General features: G+C 32.2%; 22 protein-coding genes. 17 read left to right on the top strand and 5 right to left on the bottom strand.

Annotated elements, in window-relative coordinates; genetic code table 11:
- The first annotated feature begins 291 nt into the window (after nt 1-291).
- The 4 genes from HMPREF3265_RS01110 to HMPREF3265_RS01125 all read left to right on the top strand — a co-directional run bounded on the left by HMPREF3265_RS01110 (nt 292) and on the right by HMPREF3265_RS01125 (nt 3,680).
- Entirely contained in the window at nt 292-1,209 is a 918-nt protein-coding gene (locus HMPREF3265_RS01110) for an ABC transporter substrate-binding protein (protein ID WP_070860870.1), read from the top strand.
- 107 nt (nt 1,210-1,316) lie between these two features.
- Nucleotides 1,317-2,264, top strand: coding sequence for a nucleoside hydrolase (locus HMPREF3265_RS01115; RefSeq protein ID WP_070860871.1), 948 nt, complete (start codon nt 1,317-1,319; stop codon nt 2,262-2,264).
- 68 nt (nt 2,265-2,332) lie between these two features.
- The gene (locus HMPREF3265_RS01120; protein WP_053024981.1) at nt 2,333-2,881 is read left to right on the top strand and encodes a biotin transporter BioY; all 549 of its coding nucleotides are present in this window, start codon (nt 2,333-2,335) and stop codon (nt 2,879-2,881) included.
- Between the two features lie 34 nt (nt 2,882-2,915).
- A complete protein-coding gene (locus HMPREF3265_RS01125) occupies nt 2,916-3,680 on the top strand; it encodes a GNAT family N-acetyltransferase (RefSeq protein ID WP_070860872.1) in 765 nt (254 codons plus the stop codon).
- 35 nt (nt 3,681-3,715) lie between these two features.
- Here HMPREF3265_RS01125 and fdhD read toward each other — a convergent pair whose 3' ends face one another.
- Entirely contained in the window at nt 3,716-4,510 is a 795-nt protein-coding gene (fdhD, locus tag HMPREF3265_RS01130) for a formate dehydrogenase accessory sulfurtransferase FdhD (RefSeq protein ID WP_070860873.1), read from the bottom strand.
- Between the two features lie 201 nt (nt 4,511-4,711).
- Between fdhD and modA the strand changes: the two genes are divergently transcribed.
- The 5 genes from modA (at nt 4,712) to HMPREF3265_RS01155 (ending at nt 8,530) form a co-directional block, all read left to right on the top strand.
- Nucleotides 4,712-5,506, top strand: a complete 795-nt coding sequence (gene modA, locus HMPREF3265_RS01135; RefSeq protein WP_053024984.1) for a molybdate ABC transporter substrate-binding protein — start codon at nt 4,712-4,714, stop codon at nt 5,504-5,506.
- Nucleotides 5,507-5,518: 12 nt separating this feature from the next.
- Entirely contained in the window at nt 5,519-6,190 is a 672-nt protein-coding gene (gene modB, locus HMPREF3265_RS01140; protein ID WP_037549822.1) for a molybdate ABC transporter permease subunit, read from the top strand.
- Complete coding sequence (locus HMPREF3265_RS01145) at nt 6,191-6,796, top strand: ATP-binding cassette domain-containing protein (RefSeq protein ID WP_053024985.1); 606 nt, start codon at nt 6,191-6,193, stop codon at nt 6,794-6,796.
- Between the two features lie 211 nt (nt 6,797-7,007).
- Entirely contained in the window at nt 7,008-8,012 is a 1,005-nt protein-coding gene (locus tag HMPREF3265_RS01150) for a ThiF family adenylyltransferase (protein ID WP_070860874.1), read from the top strand.
- 11 nt (nt 8,013-8,023) lie between these two features.
- Complete coding sequence (locus HMPREF3265_RS01155) at nt 8,024-8,530, top strand: MogA/MoaB family molybdenum cofactor biosynthesis protein (protein ID WP_011275100.1); 507 nt, start codon at nt 8,024-8,026, stop codon at nt 8,528-8,530.
- A 107-nt stretch (nt 8,531-8,637) separates the two neighbouring features.
- Here the strand turns inward: HMPREF3265_RS01155 and moaC are convergent, their stop codons facing one another.
- On the bottom strand, nt 8,638-9,120 hold the full coding sequence (gene moaC / locus HMPREF3265_RS01160; RefSeq protein WP_011275101.1) for a cyclic pyranopterin monophosphate synthase MoaC: 483 nt from the start codon (nt 9,118-9,120) through the stop codon (nt 8,638-8,640).
- A 62-nt stretch (nt 9,121-9,182) separates the two neighbouring features.
- On the opposite strand from moaC, the gene glp reads away from it, so the two are divergent.
- From glp to HMPREF3265_RS01195, 7 genes are all read left to right on the top strand, one after another.
- A complete protein-coding gene (glp, locus tag HMPREF3265_RS01165) occupies nt 9,183-10,442 on the top strand; it encodes a molybdopterin molybdotransferase MoeA (protein WP_070860875.1) in 1,260 nt (419 codons plus the stop codon).
- Nucleotides 10,439-10,909 carry a molybdopterin-guanine dinucleotide biosynthesis protein B gene (mobB, locus tag HMPREF3265_RS01170; protein ID WP_053024989.1) on the top strand — a complete coding sequence of 157 codons (471 nt, stop codon included), beginning with the start codon at nt 10,439-10,441 and terminating at the stop codon, nt 10,907-10,909. Before glp ends, mobB begins: the two co-directional genes overlap by 4 nt.
- Before the next feature lie 6 nt (nt 10,910-10,915).
- A complete protein-coding gene (locus HMPREF3265_RS01175; protein WP_053024990.1) occupies nt 10,916-11,365 on the top strand; it encodes a molybdenum cofactor biosynthesis protein MoaE in 450 nt (149 codons plus the stop codon).
- 1 nt (nt 11,366) lies between these two features.
- Nucleotides 11,367-11,600, top strand: coding sequence for a molybdopterin converting factor subunit 1 (gene moaD / locus HMPREF3265_RS01180; protein ID WP_053024991.1), 234 nt, complete (start codon nt 11,367-11,369; stop codon nt 11,598-11,600).
- A gap of 6 nt (nt 11,601-11,606) precedes the next feature.
- On the top strand, nt 11,607-12,212 hold the full coding sequence (gene mobA / locus HMPREF3265_RS01185) for a molybdenum cofactor guanylyltransferase MobA (protein ID WP_070860876.1): 606 nt from the start codon (nt 11,607-11,609) through the stop codon (nt 12,210-12,212).
- Nucleotides 12,213-12,225: 13 nt separating this feature from the next.
- Nucleotides 12,226-13,248: a GTP 3',8-cyclase MoaA gene (gene moaA, locus HMPREF3265_RS01190; protein WP_070860877.1), complete on the top strand. Its 1,023-nt coding sequence runs from the start codon at nt 12,226-12,228 to the stop codon at nt 13,246-13,248.
- Between the two features lie 301 nt (nt 13,249-13,549).
- Nucleotides 13,550-13,903, top strand: coding sequence for a SarA family transcriptional regulator (locus HMPREF3265_RS01195; protein WP_011275108.1), 354 nt, complete (start codon nt 13,550-13,552; stop codon nt 13,901-13,903).
- A 55-nt stretch (nt 13,904-13,958) separates the two neighbouring features.
- On the opposite strand, the gene HMPREF3265_RS01200 is transcribed toward HMPREF3265_RS01195, so the two are convergent.
- Both HMPREF3265_RS01200 and HMPREF3265_RS01205 read right to left on the bottom strand, forming a co-directional pair.
- Nucleotides 13,959-15,164, bottom strand: a complete 1,206-nt coding sequence (locus HMPREF3265_RS01200) for an MFS transporter (RefSeq protein ID WP_053024994.1) — start codon at nt 15,162-15,164, stop codon at nt 13,959-13,961.
- Nucleotides 15,161-15,598 carry a MarR family winged helix-turn-helix transcriptional regulator gene (locus HMPREF3265_RS01205; protein ID WP_053024995.1) on the bottom strand — a complete coding sequence of 146 codons (438 nt, stop codon included), beginning with the start codon at nt 15,596-15,598 and terminating at the stop codon, nt 15,161-15,163. The genes HMPREF3265_RS01200 and HMPREF3265_RS01205 overlap by 4 nt, the downstream gene beginning before the upstream one ends.
- A 176-nt stretch (nt 15,599-15,774) precedes the next feature.
- Between HMPREF3265_RS01205 and HMPREF3265_RS01210 the strand changes: the two genes are divergently transcribed.
- Nucleotides 15,775-16,536 carry a VOC family protein gene (locus HMPREF3265_RS01210; protein ID WP_070860878.1) on the top strand — a complete coding sequence of 254 codons (762 nt, stop codon included), beginning with the start codon at nt 15,775-15,777 and terminating at the stop codon, nt 16,534-16,536.
- On the opposite strand, the gene HMPREF3265_RS13065 is transcribed toward HMPREF3265_RS01210, so the two are convergent.
- On the bottom strand, nt 16,533-16,784 hold the full coding sequence (locus HMPREF3265_RS13065) for a hypothetical protein (protein ID WP_080365854.1): 252 nt from the start codon (nt 16,782-16,784) through the stop codon (nt 16,533-16,535). The two genes, HMPREF3265_RS01210 and HMPREF3265_RS13065, sit on opposite strands and share 4 nt — an antisense overlap.
- Between the last annotated feature and the right edge of the window lie 43 nt (nt 16,785-16,827).

Here is a 16,827-nt window from a genome sequence, read left to right on the forward strand (position 1 = left end):
TTTGCTGGGGCCCCGAACCCCAACTTGCTTAGCTGGTAGAATTTCTTTAAGAAATTCTCTTTGTTAGGGCCCCGCCTACCAGGCAAGGATGACTAGGTTTGAAAAAAGCTTGATTCAAGTACATTTTCAAATCAGTCAGCTACTGACGAAATGATAAAGTAGGCTGAGACATTTTATTTTGTCTCAGCCTCTTTTTAATTTCACAAATTATTAAAATTTTTATTGTAAATAAAGAGGTAGTAGGATATAATTTTTGATGAAATTGATAATCGTTTTCAATAGGAGGATGTTATGAAAAAGTTAATTTTACCTTTACTTGTTCTAATCATCGTTTTAGCTGCATGTGGTAATAATGGTGGTTCAGGTAAATCCGATTCAAAAGAAGAAACAAAATCATATAAATTAGATAGTGATAAAACTATAAAAATCCCTAAAGATCCTAAACGTATTGCGGTAGTAGCACCTACTTTTGCGGGTGGTTTACATAAATTAGGCGCAAATATTGTTGCAGTAAATAATCAAGTTGATCAAAGTCCAATTTTAAAAAATAAATTTAAAGACACGACTAAAATTGGTGAAGCTGACGTTGAGAAAGTTGCTAAGAAAAAACCTGATTTAATTATTGCTTACTCTACTGATAAAAATATTAAAAAATATCAAAAAATTGCCCCAACAATTGTAGTTGATTATGGAAAACATAAATATTTAGAACAACAAGAAATGTTAGGTAAGATTATGGGTAAAGAAGACGAAGTTAAAAAATGGGAAGACAAATGGAAGAAACAAACTGAAAAAGATGGAAAAGAAATCAAAGATGCAATTGGTAAAGATTCAACAGTTTCTATCTTAGATGAATTTGATAAAAAAGTTTACACTTACGGCGACAACTGGGGTCGTGGTGGCGAAGTATTATATCAAGCCTTTGATTTAAAAATGCCTAAAGGCCAACAAGATTTAGTTAAGAAAGAAGGTTGGGCTGAAGTAAGCCAAGAAAAAATTGAAGACGTAGCTGGTGATTATATCGTATCAACTGGTGAAGGTAAATCTAAACCAAGTTATGAAACAACTAATATATGGAAAAATTTACCTGCAGTGAAAAATAATAACGTTATTGAAGTTAAAGCTGAAACATACTGGTATAATGACCCTTATACGCTTGACTTTATGAGAAAAAATTTAAAAGACAAGTTACTTAAAGCTAGTAAATAATAAAATATAAAAACTATAATCAATTATTTATGATATTTAAGCTATGATTACATATAATGTAGTCGTAGCTTTTTTAAATTTACAAATGTATGTAAGGAGGAATCTTTTTGCGTAAAGTATATTTTAATCACGATGGTGGAGTAGATGATTTAATATCTTTGTTTTTATTATTACAAATGGATGATATCGAATTAGTAGGTGTTAGTACTATAGGAGCAGATTGTTATTTAGAACCTTCAGTCAGCGCTTCATGTAAAATTATAAATCGATTTTCTAATAATTCTTTACAGGTTGCGCTGTCCTATGAACGTGGGGCTAATCCTTTTCCAAAAGAATGGAGAATGCATGCATTCTTTATGGATGCGTTACCCATATTAAATGAATCAACTACCAATGAACAGTCTACTATCAGTGATATAGAAGCGTATGAGGACATTATGAGAGTATTAAGTCAATCAAGTGAACCTGTAACTTTACTATTTACTGGACCACTAACAGATTTGGCTAAAGCGCTTAAAATTGAACCTACCATTCAAAATAATATTGAAAAATTAGTTTGGATGGGCGGAACGTTCCTCGAAAAAGGTAACGTAGAAGAGCCTGAACATGATGGTACAGCTGAGTGGAATGCGTTTTGGGATCCGGATGCGGTTAAGACAGTATTTGATAGTGAAATAGCGATAGATATGGTAGCTTTAGAAAGCACCAATCAAGTTCCGTTAACATTAGACATTCGACAAATGTGGGCTGATGAACGTCAATATCCAGGTGTAGATTTTTTAGGTGTTAGCTATGCTGCAGTACCGCCTTTGACACACTTTATTACAAATTCTACATACTTCTTATGGGATGTCTTAACCACTGCTTATATAGGGAAACCTGATTTAGTTCAATATAAATCATTGAATGTAGATGTAGAATTTAAAGGGCCTAGTCAAGGACGTACATTTATTAAAGAAAGTGGGCGTTCTATCAAAGTTGTCACTGATGTTAAGCATGATGACTTCTTTAATTATATTACTGATTTAGCTAAAAAAGTAGATTCTCCTTCTTAAATGTAAACTTTATATTTTATAAAGTTTACATTAGTGGTATAATCATTTTCGTAGAAGGAGGATACAACATGAATACAAGAAATTTAGTTTACACAGCTTTAATGACAGCAATTATTTGTGTTTTAGGATTGGTACCAGGAATCCCGCTTCCAATTATGCCAGTACCTATTGTTTTACAAAATATAGGCATATTTTTAGCGGGTATTATTCTAGGTAAAAAATATGGGACACTGAGTATCATCGTCTTTTTACTATTAGCTGCTGCAGGTTTACCAGTTCTATCTGGTGGACGTGGAGGAATCGGAGTATTTGCGGGACCATCAGCCGGATTCTTATTCTTATATCCAGTAGTTGCATTTGGTATAGGATTAGTGAGAGACCGATACTTTAATAAAATTAACTTTGCGATATTATTAGTCGCTACTTTAGTTATTGGTGTATTATTCTTAGATATCGTGGGTACGATTATTATGGGCTTCATTATAAATATCCATGCAAGCAAAGCATTCTTATTGTCATTTACATTTATACCTGGAGATATTATTAAAGCCATTATTGCAAGTTTAATTGGTGTAACTCTTTTAAATCATTCACGGTTTAAAAGTTTGATACAATAAATTTATCAAGCTAATAGAGTGGGTGAATATAGCTATGTCAAATATATCAATACATAATATTGCGCAAGATGGGCATTTATATCATGAAGATAAGCAGAAAATTATTTATTTAACACCTTTAGAACCGCTTAAGTATGATACGAATAAGTGGTTTTATAAAGAAATGCCGACATTAGATCAGTGGTTCAAGGATATGACCTCTCAATATGAACTGCATCAAAAACAGGATTCAAATCACTTAGCGTTTACTTTTCCAGAGAATGAAAGATTAAGCCAGGAGTGGATAAATGCAATTAAAGATAGAGGTTTTCAATTAGGCATACTTGAATTCTATATTATAGAAGGAACTGAATTAACACAGTTAACTAGTAGAAATGATGTAGACATTAAAGAAGTTGATGAAAGCAATATAGAAGATTATTTGAATATCTATTATTCATTTGCATTGCCTTATGGTAAACCATTTGCTATTGAAAGTGTTAATAATGTAAGACAAACCATCCTACAAAAAAAAGACAATAAAAAACGATTAGTTGCTTATGTTGAAAATGAACCAGTAGGGACTGTTGATGTTATTATTACTGACGAAACTATTGAAATTGATAGCTTTGGTGTAATTGAGCAATTTCAAAGACAAGGTATTGGATCAACAATACAAGCATACATAGGTAACTTAGCAAATGAACGACCAGTTATACTTGTAGCTGATGGAGAAGACACAGCAAAAGATATGTATTTAAAACAAGGTTATACGTATCAAAGTTTTGTTTACCACATAGTTAAAGAAGAAGTTAATTAAATAAGCCACAGAGTAGTTTAAACTAATTATTCCAACTACTCTGTGGCTTTAATACGTTCAGGGTGACTATAAACATTAAAACTTCCATCTCTAATAAAGCCAATAGCAGTAATATTTAAATCATTGGCTAATGTAATAGCTAAAGTCGTAGGTGCGGATTTAGATAATATAACACCTACACCTATTTTAGCCGCCTTTAATAATATTTCAGATGAAATACGTCCACTAAAAATAAGCACCTTATTTCTTACAGGAATACGTCTTTCAAGACAAAACCCATATAGTTTATCTAGAGCATTATGGCGACCAATATCTTGTCTATGTTCGAAAAATTCATTACCATCGCTAATGGCGGCATTGTGCAACCCACCAGTTTGTTTAAATAATGTACTTGCAGTTTGTAATCCAGTCATCATATTGAGTACTTGTTTAGGAGTTAATGTTATTTTTGACATTGAGGTTTTAGCTATTGCCGCATCATTGTGAAAGTAAAATTCTCTACTTTTTCCGCAACAAGATGCAATCATGCGTTTAGTAGAGTATTCAAAGCGATTGCCTAAATCTTTAGTTAACTCTACATGTGCAAAGCCTTTGCTATCATCTATTTGTAATGTTTTTATTTCTTCTTTTTTATAAATAGCTCCCTCTGAGGCTAAAAATCCAATTACAAGTTCTTCCATATGTGTCGGGCTACAAATAACCGTTGCGAATTCCGTACCGTTTACATTGATAGTCAATGGAAATTCTGTAACATAACTATCTGTTGTATTTATTAATTGTCCATCTTCATAGCGGATAATAGATTGCCCCTGTAACACATCTTTGTTCATTTATATTTCTCCTTTAAGGATATGTAATTCTATATTAAAACTTTTAGTCACAATTTGAAAAGATTTAAATTACATATAAATAATTAATAGTATATTAAATGTATTTAATAATATGGATATTAGGTGAATTTTTATAATTTATACCTTTCAAAAGATTAAGAATAGCGTATAATTGAATGTATAAAAGGAAGGGATTAAGAAATGAATATTAAACATTTCATGGCAGTGATTGCTACTTTAGTAATTATTTTAGCAGGATGTTCAAATTCTGGTAGTAATGATAGTGGCAATAAATCATCTGATTCTAGTAAAAAAGATAATGACAAAAAACAAGAATTACAAATTTCGGCAGCAGCGAGCTTAGGTGATGTTAGTAAAGCATTAGAAAAAGAATTTAAAAAAGATCATAAAAATGTTGATGTAAGCTTTAACTATGGTGGTTCAGGCGCATTAAGACAACAGATCGAAAAAGGTGCTCCAGCTGACGTATTCATGTCTGCAAATACTAAAGATGTTGATATGTTAAAAGACAAAGACAAAGCACAAGATATATATAAATACGCTCATAACAAACTTGTCTTAGTCGGAGATAAAAATAGCGATAAATCATCAGTTAAAGATTTAAAAGATAATGAAAAATTAGCGATTGGTGAAGTTAAAACAGTTCCAGCAGGTAAATATGCGAAACAATACATAGAAGATCAAGGTTTATACGGTGAAGTTAAAGATAATTTAGTTTACGCTAAAGATGTTAAACAAGTATTAAATTATGTTGAAAAAGGCAACGCTGAAATGGGCTTTGTTTATGAAACTGATTTATATACTGATAAAAAGAAAACAGATAAAGTAAACGAAATTAAAGAAGCTGAACTTAAAAAACCAATCACTTACGAAGCAGGTGCTACTTCAGATAAGAAACTTGCAAAAGAGTGGATGGACTTCTTAAAATCTAAAAAAGCAAAAGATATCTTGAAAGAATATCATTTTGAAATTTAGGAGGTAATAAGTATGCCTGACATTACACCTTTTTGGATTTCGATTCAAGTGGCTGTCATAAGTACCATTATTGTATCAGTACTAGGTATCTTTGTTTGCCGGTTGCTTTATAAAGGAAAAGGGCATCTTACTAAACTCCTTGAAAGTTTTATATTATTACCCATTGTTCTACCTCCTACGGTGCTAGGGTTTATTTTACTTATAATATTTTCTCCTAGAAGTGTTGTAGGACAATTTTTTGAAAACATACTACATCTTCCAGTAGTATTCACAATGACAGGTGCAGTAATTGCATCTGTCATTGTTAGTTTTCCGTTAATGTATCAACACACTATTCAAGGATTTAGAAGTATTAACCCGAAAATGCTAAATACTGCTCGCATCATGGGGGCAAGTGAGAATAAAATATTCTATCGTCTAATTTTACCGCTATCTAAACGTTCAATTATAGCGGGTATAATGATGAGTTTTGCACGTGCAATAGGTGAATTCGGTGCAACATTAATGGTTGCAGGCTATATACCCAATAAAACTAACACGTTACCACTTGAAATTTATTTCTTAGTTGAACAAGGTAGAGAAAATCAAGCTTGGTTATGGGTGCTTGTGTTAGTCGCATTTTCAATTACGGTAATTGGTGTATTGAATTTTGCGAATAAAGATAAATATAGGGAGGTAGAGTAGATGTTAGAGTTAAAGCTTCAATATCAATTAAAAAAGACATGTATTGATATTAACATTAACGATACAGTCCCTAAAATTTACGCAATCCGAGGGCCTTCTGGAATAGGTAAAACCACAGTGCTAAATATGATAGCAGGTTTAAGAACACCAGATAAAGCCTATATCAAAGTCAATGACAGACTGATTACTGATACTGAGCATAAAGTCAATCTGAAAATACAAAATCGCAAAATTGGCTATTTATTCCAAGATTACCAATTGTTTCCTAATATGACAGTTTACAAAAATATAACTTTTATGTCTAAACCATCTGTCCATATAGATGATTTAATGGATCGTCTAAATATTCATTATCTAAAAGAGCAATATCCATCGACACTTTCTGGTGGAGAATCTCAACGTGTTGCTTTAGCTCGAACACTAAGTACAAAGCCAGACTTGATTTTATTAGATGAGCCATTTTCAAGTCTAGATGATGCAACGAGAGATGAAGGAATAAAGTTAATTAAACGTATTTTTAAAGAATGGAAAATACCAATCATCTTTGTCACACATTCTAATTTTGAAGCTGAAGTATTGGCTGATAAAATTATTAAGATAGGTTAATTAAAGATAGATTGGGATGAAAATTATAAAATTTTAGCGTTATAGCAGAATTATGATTATTATCTAAGTTAACAAGATGCTTATAATAGACTATTATTAAATCTAGTCAACATTGCGGGTGTGGCCGATGAATTCATATTGAATTCTGTACCACTCCCGCTTTGTTCGATATAATGATAGAAATGGATATTAACTAGAGAGGGCAATGAAAATGACGAGTGAACGTTATTCTAGACAAACTTTGTTTAAAGGAATAGGACACGAAGGACAACAGAAAATTAGTCAAAAACATGTACTCATTGTTGGTATGGGAGCGTTAGGAACCCATGTTGCTGAGGGTCTCGTTCGTGCGGGAATCAAAACACTTTCAATTGTAGATAGAGATTATATTGAATTTAGCAATTTACAACGACAAACATTATTTACTGAAGAAGATGCTAATACTATGTTGCCTAAAGTTGTAGCAGCGGAACGCCATTTAAAAGCATTGCGCCATGACTTGAAACTAAAAACTTTTATTACACATGTCGATTATTATTTTTTAGATAAGTATGCTAAACATGTAGATCTTATTATTGATGCGACAGATAATTTTGAAACAAGACAATTAATTAATGACTTTTCTTTTAAAGAGAATATACCTTGGATATATGGTGGGGTCGTGCAGAGTACTTATATAGAAGCAGCATTTATTCCAGGAGAGACACCTTGTTTTAACTGTTTAATGCCTCAACTACCAGCAATTAATTTAACTTGTGACACTGTAGGTGTTATACAACCTGCTGTTACGATGACTACAAGTTTTCAATTGCGAGATGCCTTTAAATTATTAACTGAGCAATCAGTGCCTACTAAATTAACTTATGGAGATATATGGGATGGTCAACATTTTACATTTGGTTTTAGCCGTATGTTTAGAAAAGAGTGTCCAACATGTGGTTCAAATCCTTCCTTTCCATATTTAAATAAACAGCATACATTATATGCAACGTTATGTGGTAGAGATACAGTACAATATGATAATGATAAAATTTCCCAGGAAATGGTACGTGAATTTCTTAAGCAACATCACCTTAATTATCGAGAAAATAAATATATGATAATGTTTGAATATAAAGGACATCGAATTGTTAGTTTTGAGGGTGGACGAATGCTTATACATGGTACTACGAAGACGTTAGATGCCATTCATTTAATCAATCAATTATTCGGATAGGAGTGGAATTAATGCATCAACATGATCACGCGAAAGTAGATAGAATGATTCAATGTGCAGTTTTAACTGTATCTGATACTAGGGATAAAGAGACGGATAAAGGTGGTCAACTTGTACAAACTTTAATACAAGATATCAATGTCGAAGTATTAAATTCAAACTATGCTATTGTCAAAGATGATAAAGTAGCTATTCAATCTCAAATTGAACAATGGTTGGCATCTGATATTGATGTCATAATTACAACTGGTGGAACTGGCATTGCACAAAGAGATGTTACGATAGAAGCGGTTAAGCCACTTTTGGATAAAGAAATCGAAGGTTTTGGAGAATTATTCAGATATTTAAGTTACACAGAGGATGTCGGAACTAAAGCATTGTTATCAAGAGCAGTCGCTGGTTCAGTGAAGAACAAATTAATTTATACTCTACCAGGATCTACTGGAGCTGTGAAATTGGCTATTGAAAAGTTAATCAAGCCAGAATTAAACCATATGTTGCATGAATTGAATAAATAAAAAAATAGTCATGGATTTAAACTTAAATGATAGGTTTCCCTAATTGAAGTTTTGCATCCATGACTTTATTATTTAAATTGAAACATTATATGAGCGCTCGAAATAACTTAACGACGATAGTCACCTGATTTGCCACCTGATTTTGATTCAAGGTAAGTCTCACCGATAATCATACCTTTATCGACTGCCTTGGTCATATCGTAAACAGTTAAAGCAGTTGCAGAAGCGGCTGTTAATGCCTCCATCTCAACGCCTGTTTTTCCTGTAGTGGAGACAATAGCCGTGATATTTAATGTGTATGTAGTATTATCATTAATTTGCCAGTTAAATTGAACATCTATACCTGTTAAAGGTAGAGGATGACACATAGGTATAATCGTCGATGTGTTTTTAGCTGCCATAATACCGGCAATTTGTGCAGTGTTAAGTACATTGCCTTTTTTATTAGTATTATCTATAATTTGTTGATAAATTGTTTCATTAACAGTAATGCTAGAATGAGCTTGAGCAGTACGTTTAGTAATATTTTTATTTGATACATCTACCATTTTAGCATTACCTTGTTCATTGATATGAGTGAATTTTGACATAATAACCCTCCTGATAGGGTTAGTATATCATGATTTTAAATTATAATTTGGAGATGATAAGTATGTCAGTTGAAAAAAGAAACGCAATACCAGTTAAAGAAGCGATAAATCGTGTTGTTCAACAGGATATATATTTGAATACTACAGAAGTGATGTTAGAAGATAGCTTAGGATATGTACTTGCGGAGGATATTGTTGCAACTTATGATATTCCTCGTTTTAATAAATCACCTTATGACGGGTTTGCTATTCGAAGTAAAGATTCTGCTGGTGCATACTCAGAAAATCGTAAACAATTTAAAGTGATTGATCATATAGGCGCAGGTTCAGTTTCAGATAAAATACTAGGTCAAAATGAAGCAGTACGTATTATGACAGGAGCCCAAATTCCAGAAGGTGCAGATGCAGTAGTCATGTTTGAACAAACAGTTGAGGATGGAGATACGTTTACAATACGTAAGTCATTTGAAGCAAATGAAAATGTATCTCTTAAGGGTGAAGAAACAACAACAGGTGATATTGTCTTGAAAAAAGGTCAAATCATTAATCCAGGTGCAATAGCCGTTCTAGCAACATATGGTTACTCTAAAGTTCCTGTGACACAACGCCCAAGTATTGCAGTCATTGCAACTGGTAGTGAACTATTAGATGTGGATGATGAATTACAACCAGGTAAAATACGCAATTCAAATGGTCCAATGATCAAAGCACTATCTGCAAAAGCTGGATTAAACGTTGAAGCATATAAAATTCAACAAGATGATTTGCAAAATAGTATTTCAGTTGTCAAAGATGCCATGTCAAAACATGACATCGTAATTACTACGGGTGGCGTTTCTGTTGGAGATTTTGACTATCTACCTGAAATTTACAAAGCTGTAAATGCAGAGGTGTTATTTAATAAAGTTGCAATGAGACCAGGTAGTGTAACAACCGTAGCTGTTGCAAATGGGCAATATTTGTTTGGTTTATCAGGTAATCCATCAGCTTGTTTCACTGGATTTGAATTATTTGTCAAACCTGCGATTCGACATATGATGGGGGCAACTGCCTATTACCCTCAAGTTGTTAAAGCTACTTTAATGGAAGATTTTACTAAGGCGAATCCCTTTACTCGTTTTATTCGAGCATCTGCTACATTTTCACAGAGTGGTGCGACAGTAGTGCCATCAGGATTTAATAAATCTGGTGCAGTAGTAGCAATTGCACATAGCAATTCAATGATTATGTTGCCAGGGGGCACTAGAGGATTTAAAGCAGGTCATACAGTTAATGTTATTTTAACTGAATCGAATGTCTATGAAACGGAAATGACACTATGATTTTGCAAATAGTTGGTTTTAAAAATTCAGGAAAAACAACCTTGATGCAACATACGATACAATTTTTAAAATCTTATGGTTACACAATAGTCACAATCAAGCATCATGGCCACATTGGTGATGATATAACGCTTCAAGAAGACCATGTAGATCATATGAAACATTTTAATGCTGGAGCAGATCAAAGTATTGTGCAAGGTGAACACTATCAACAAACTGTCACGCGTGCATATAAACAAAATCTTACTCAAATGATTGACCAATCTGTTACAATTGATTGTAATATCATTTTGGTTGAAGGGTTTAAAGATGAACATTTTGATAAAGTGGTCGTCTATCAGACTACTGAAGAATTAGAACAGTTAAAGCAATTAACTGGTGTTAAATATTGTTATTATGTTCATGATAAACACGCGTTATCACAATATGATTATTGGTTATTACAATGGATAGAGCAAAGGGATTGACATTAAATGAAACAATTTGAAATCGTTACTAAACCCATCCAAACAGAACAGTACCGAGAATTTACTATAAATGAACACCAAGGTGCTGTAGTTGTATTTACAGGACATGTAAGAGAATGGACTAAAGGTATTAAAACAGAATATCTAGAATACGAAGCATATGTACCTATGGCAGAGAAAAAATTAGCACAAATAGGCGATGAGATAAAAACGCGTTGGCCAGGGACGATTACAACAATTGTTCATCGCATTGGGCCACTTCAAATTTCAGATATAGCGGTGTTAATTGCAGTTTCATCACCCCATCGTAAAGATGCATATAGAGCTAACGAATATGCTATTGAACGTATTAAAGAAGTCGTTCCAATCTGGAAAAAGGAAATTTGGGAAGACGGTGCAGAGTGGCAAGGACATCAAAGAGGTAGCCACGATCTAGCTACTAAAGGAGAGGACTAACGTGAAGGTATTATACTTCGCTGAAATAAAAGAAATTTTGCAAACTGATAGTGAAACAATTGATATTAATGAAGCAATTAACGTTGATGCTTTTAATCAATATCTGTTTGAAAGACATCCTTCAATTAAATCTAAAAAGTTTCAGGTTGCAGTAAATGAAGAATTTGTACAGGATGAGGATATCATACAACCAACAGACATTGTTGCATTGATTCCTCCAGTAAGTGGAGGTTAACGGGAAATGAAAGCAATTATTTTAGCAGGTGGTCATTCAGAACGTTTTGGTAAGGCAAAGGCATTTGCCGAAATAGATGGACAATTATTTTACCAACGAATTGTTCAAACCTTACAAGAAACTAATATGTTTAATGATATTATTATAAGCACCAATGATCAATTAGCTAATCAATTTAAACATGACAATGTTATTATAGATGACGCTAACAATAAAGATAAAGGTCCACTTGCTGGTATTCATACTGTAATGAAACAATACAACGATGAAGAACTGTTTTTTGTAATATCTGTTGATACCCCTATGGTAACAGGTAAGGCTATTAGTGCTTTATACCAATTTTTAGTATCAAGACTCATAGAAGATCAAATTGATATAGCTGCTTATTCTGAACATGATCGAGTTATACCAACTATGGCCTTTTATCATCCAAATTGTATAAACGTTATGGATGAAGCTTTAGCTTCGAATGATTATAGTTTACGACATGTTTATAACAATGTGACGACGGAATGTTTAGATGTTACTAACATACAATCACCTGAATATTGGTATAAGAATATCAACTATCAAGAAGATTTAGATGACTTGAAACAACAGATAAATCATTAAGGAGGGTCCATTTATGGTTGCACAAATCAAAGATAAATTAGGTCGACCCATTCGCGATTTGCGTATCTCAGTAACAGACCGTTGCAATTTTAGATGTGACTATTGCATGCCTAAAGAAATCTTCGGTGATGACTATGTATTCCTACCTAAAGATGAGTTATTAACGTTTGAAGAAATGGTTAGAATCGCGAAAGTGTATGCAGAACTTGGTGTGAAGAAGTTACGTATAACTGGTGGCGAACCACTACTTAGACGAAATTTATATCAACTTATAGCTGAGTTAAATCAAATTGATGGTATTGAAGATATCGGTATGACCACTAATGGTCTATTATTAAAAAAACATGGACAAAAAGTATACGATGCCGGTTTGCGTCGCATTAATGTTAGTTTAGATGCCATAGATAATGAAGTGTTCCAAGCGATAAATAATCGCAATATCAAAGCAACTACCATTTTAGATCAAATTGATTACGCCGTTTCTATTGGTTTCCATGTTAAAGTAAACGTTGTCATTCAAAAAGGTATTAATGATGATCAAATTATTCCAATGGTAGATTACTTTAAAGATAAGAATATTGAAATCAGATTTATCGAGTTCATGGATGTAGGTAATGATAATGGGTGGGATTTTAGTAAAGTTGTAACTAAAAATGAGATGCTATATATGATTGAGTCTCATTTTGATATTGAACCAGTACCCCCAAAATATTTCGGAGAAGTAGCGAAGTACTATAAGCACAAAGATAATGGCGCTCAATTTGGTTTAATTACAAGTGTGTCAGCATCATTTTGTTCTACTTGCACGAGAGCACGATTATCATCTGATGGTAAATTTTACGGATGTTTATTCAGTACTGTTGAGGGCTTTAATATTAAATCATTTATACGATCAGGCGTAACTGATGACGAATTAAGAGAACAACTTATAAGCTTATGGAATGTTCGAGATGATCGTTATTCAGATGAACGTACAGAGCAAACGGTTAAAAATAGACAACGCAAAAAAATTAATATGAACTACATAGGTGGTTAGATATACTTCTCTAGCAATGGTTTACGACTATTGCTAGAGTTTTTTATTTTTGGAAAATATATTCAATTAATAGTTTAAATTTAAAGTAAATCATTATTGAATGTAATACCTATGATTAAAGAATATGATTATCATAATAGCATTGAGTATATGAATAACTGAATTTGTATTAAATATTAATCGGAAAATAAATAAAATTTGTAATAGATTAAATTGTGTATATGTTATATAATTTTATTAAGGAAATTCAATTTATAAAGCTATAACTACATCTTAGAATCTACATTGGAGGGCTTTAATTATGACAACAGAAAAAGTACAACGTTTTATTGCAGCAGAAAGAGAATTAAGCCAGTTGAAACATTGGTTAAAATCATCGTACAAAATCTCAATAGAGGAATTTGTAGTGTTATTTAAAGTTTATGAAGGTAAGAAAATTAGTGGTAAGGAGTTACGTGACACATTACATTTCGAGATGTTGTGGGATACAAGTAAAATAGATGTAATAATACGTAAAATTTATAAGAAAGAACTTATTTCTAAATTACGATCTGAAACTGATGAACGACAAGTATTTTATTTCTTTAATGCAACGCAACAGAAATTACTTGATAAAATGAAATCTGAAATTGAAGCAATTAGTATTGCTAATTAATAGATTATAAAAAGCGCTGGGAAATATTGACATATTTTCTAGCGCTTTCTAGATATTAATTTAATTGTGTTTTTACTTTTCTTCCATGAACAATAAAGTAAAGTACGGTGCTAAGTGCAGCGACGATAGCCATTATGATATAAACTTCTGTATAACTAATGAAACCTGTGAATAAGCCTAATAAAGATGGACCAAATCCTATACCTATATCTAGACCAATAAAGTAAGTTGAAGTTGCAATCCCATATTTATTAGTAGGTGACACTTTAATGGCAATAGCCTGCATAGATGATGATAAATTACCATAACCAATACCTAAGAAGACACCAGCTAGTAATAACATCCATCCACTATAACTGAATACTAATACTACAAAAGTAATGATAAGTGCGATAAATGCAGGATAAACGACAACATTTTCAGTACGTGCATCAATCATTTGACCTGCAATTGGACGTGTAATTAAAGAAGCGATCGCGTAACAAATAAAGAAGTAACTAGATGCTTCTAATAAATGACGTTGTTCAGCAAAAAATTTCAAGAAAGTCAGTATAGAAGCATAGTTCAGTGCAATAATCATCATAACTATTGATACTGGTACTGCTTCTTTTGCAATGAAGTTGTGTATATTAAAGCCTGATGCTTTAGCAATTTTAGCATCTGTTTTATTAAGAACAGCATCAAAATCAATTTTAATAAATAGTGAAATTATTAAACTGATCACACCTAAAACTACACATATAGCAAATAGTAAATTGATAGAGAATGATTTTAATAATAAGATACCGAAGAATGGGCCTATAGCTGTACCAAGTACTAAACTAAGTGAAAATAGACTAATACCTTCACTCTTACGCTCAACAGGTGTGACATGTGCTGCAATAGTACCAGTTGCAGTAGTAGCTATAGCAGTTGCAATCCCGTTAATTAGACGTACGAACATTAAGAATGTGATTGATCCAGGGATGAAGTAAAGTAATTGTGTAATCACAAGCAATAATAATCCAGTAATTAATATTTTTTTTGGACCAAATTTATTTACATATTTACCAGTTCCAAATCTACCTATTAAAGAACCGATAATAAATAATCCTACTACTAATCCAGCTAAACTATCTGAGGCGTGATAAGTAGTCTTACAATAATCAGCAATAATTACTAATAAAAGATACATACATAAATAAACGAAAAAATTGATTGAGAAATTGACTGTAAAACTTTTCGTGAAAATAGGCTGCTTTACATTCTTATTCTGAGTCATTCTGATTCCTCCTCTAAGAATGCATGATGAAGTTTGTTCATTACTGAAATAACATTTTCAAGTTCTACGTCAGATAATCCAGCATTTTTAATAAGCTCACGCTGAACTGGTAATATCTTACGATAAACGTCTTCATATAATATTTGACCTTTATCAGAGAGACTTAGTAACTTCTCACGTTTATCTTCCTTACTTGGTTCTACAATTAATAACTCTTTATCATATAACACTTTAATAATTTTACGTGTAGTGGGTTTTTCTATAAAACGACGTTTAGAAATATGAACTAAGGTCGTTGGAGAGGTACTGGCAATATCTCTTAAGATCAACCATTGACCAGGATGTAAATCAAATTGGTCGAGTATCGATTGCGTTCGTTTCATATATGGTCGGTATAAACCGATGAAACTGTTAAAAAATTCATTTGTTAACATAATAGACTCCTTCCAATAAGTTAGCTTTGCTAACTATTTTGAGACGAAAAATATTATATGACGTTTTTTTAAAAAATGCAATACTAAATCAATAAGTTATGTGAATAAAAGAAGTAATAATACAAGAAGTTTGATAAGATAGATGCAAGTCGAACAATTAAAGGGGAATACGATCAATGGAACTCAGATTTGACCATATTATTCATTATGTAGACAATCTTAAAAATTTTAAATATCCAGGAGAAATTCTGAAAATTAGTTCTGGTGGCAAACATCACAAATTTGGAACATTCAATCGTTTATCATATATTAATGAAAATTACATAGAATTGATAGATGTAGAAGATAAAGAAAAATTAAATAAAGAGGCTAAAACAGAAGAAGGTCGTGTTGCTTTTGCGACTAAAATCGTTCAAGATCACTACAAACAAGGGTTTAAAACAATTGCATTAAGAACATCAAATATTGAATTAATAAAACAATCTTTAGAAGAACGCAACATTGATACGATTGGACCAGTCGAAATGCATAGAGAGAATAAAAAAGACGATAAAGTAAATTGGAAATTACTTTACATTGCAGACCCTGATTACATGGTAAAGCCTCCATTTTTCATAGAATGGGAGGAAAGGGAAGAAGTGCACAATCAGAAATTAGACACTCTTTTCCAAAAACAATTTAAAATCCATAAAATAATTATTGATAGTGAAAAACGCTCTAAAACACTATCTAAATGGAAAAAATGGTTCGATGTGACTATCCTTGAAGAAGGAGATAATTATACAGATGTACAATTAACGGTAGACCATATTATTTACCGTATTCAAGATGGTAAAACGTCAGGCTATAACACGATTATATTTAAAGATACAGAAACAACTGTACCATACTCAATTATTACGAAAGGTGCAAAATATCGATTCGAGCCTGAAGATTAGTATAGATAAATATAAGTACTATGGGCGATTAGTGACATATGAACGATTGAAAGTATTAGAGATAATATGCTGAGATATGTAGTTACTTTAGACTTCCTTAAAAGCAAGAAAAAGATAGTTAAGACGAATGACAGTCCAACGAACATTACTCTTAAACTAAAATATGAAACTGTTAAAGGTTGAGTCATAGTGACAACAATAGCTATCGCGTTAAACAAAATAAATAGTATTAATAATAAATATCGCATGTTAAACCTCTTTTTAAAGACTAATTTAAAATTTTAAGTTTAT

This window comes from Staphylococcus sp. HMSC62B09, assembly GCF_001839115.1.
GTDB classification, from domain to species: Bacteria; Bacillota; Bacilli; order Staphylococcales; family Staphylococcaceae; genus Staphylococcus; species Staphylococcus haemolyticus.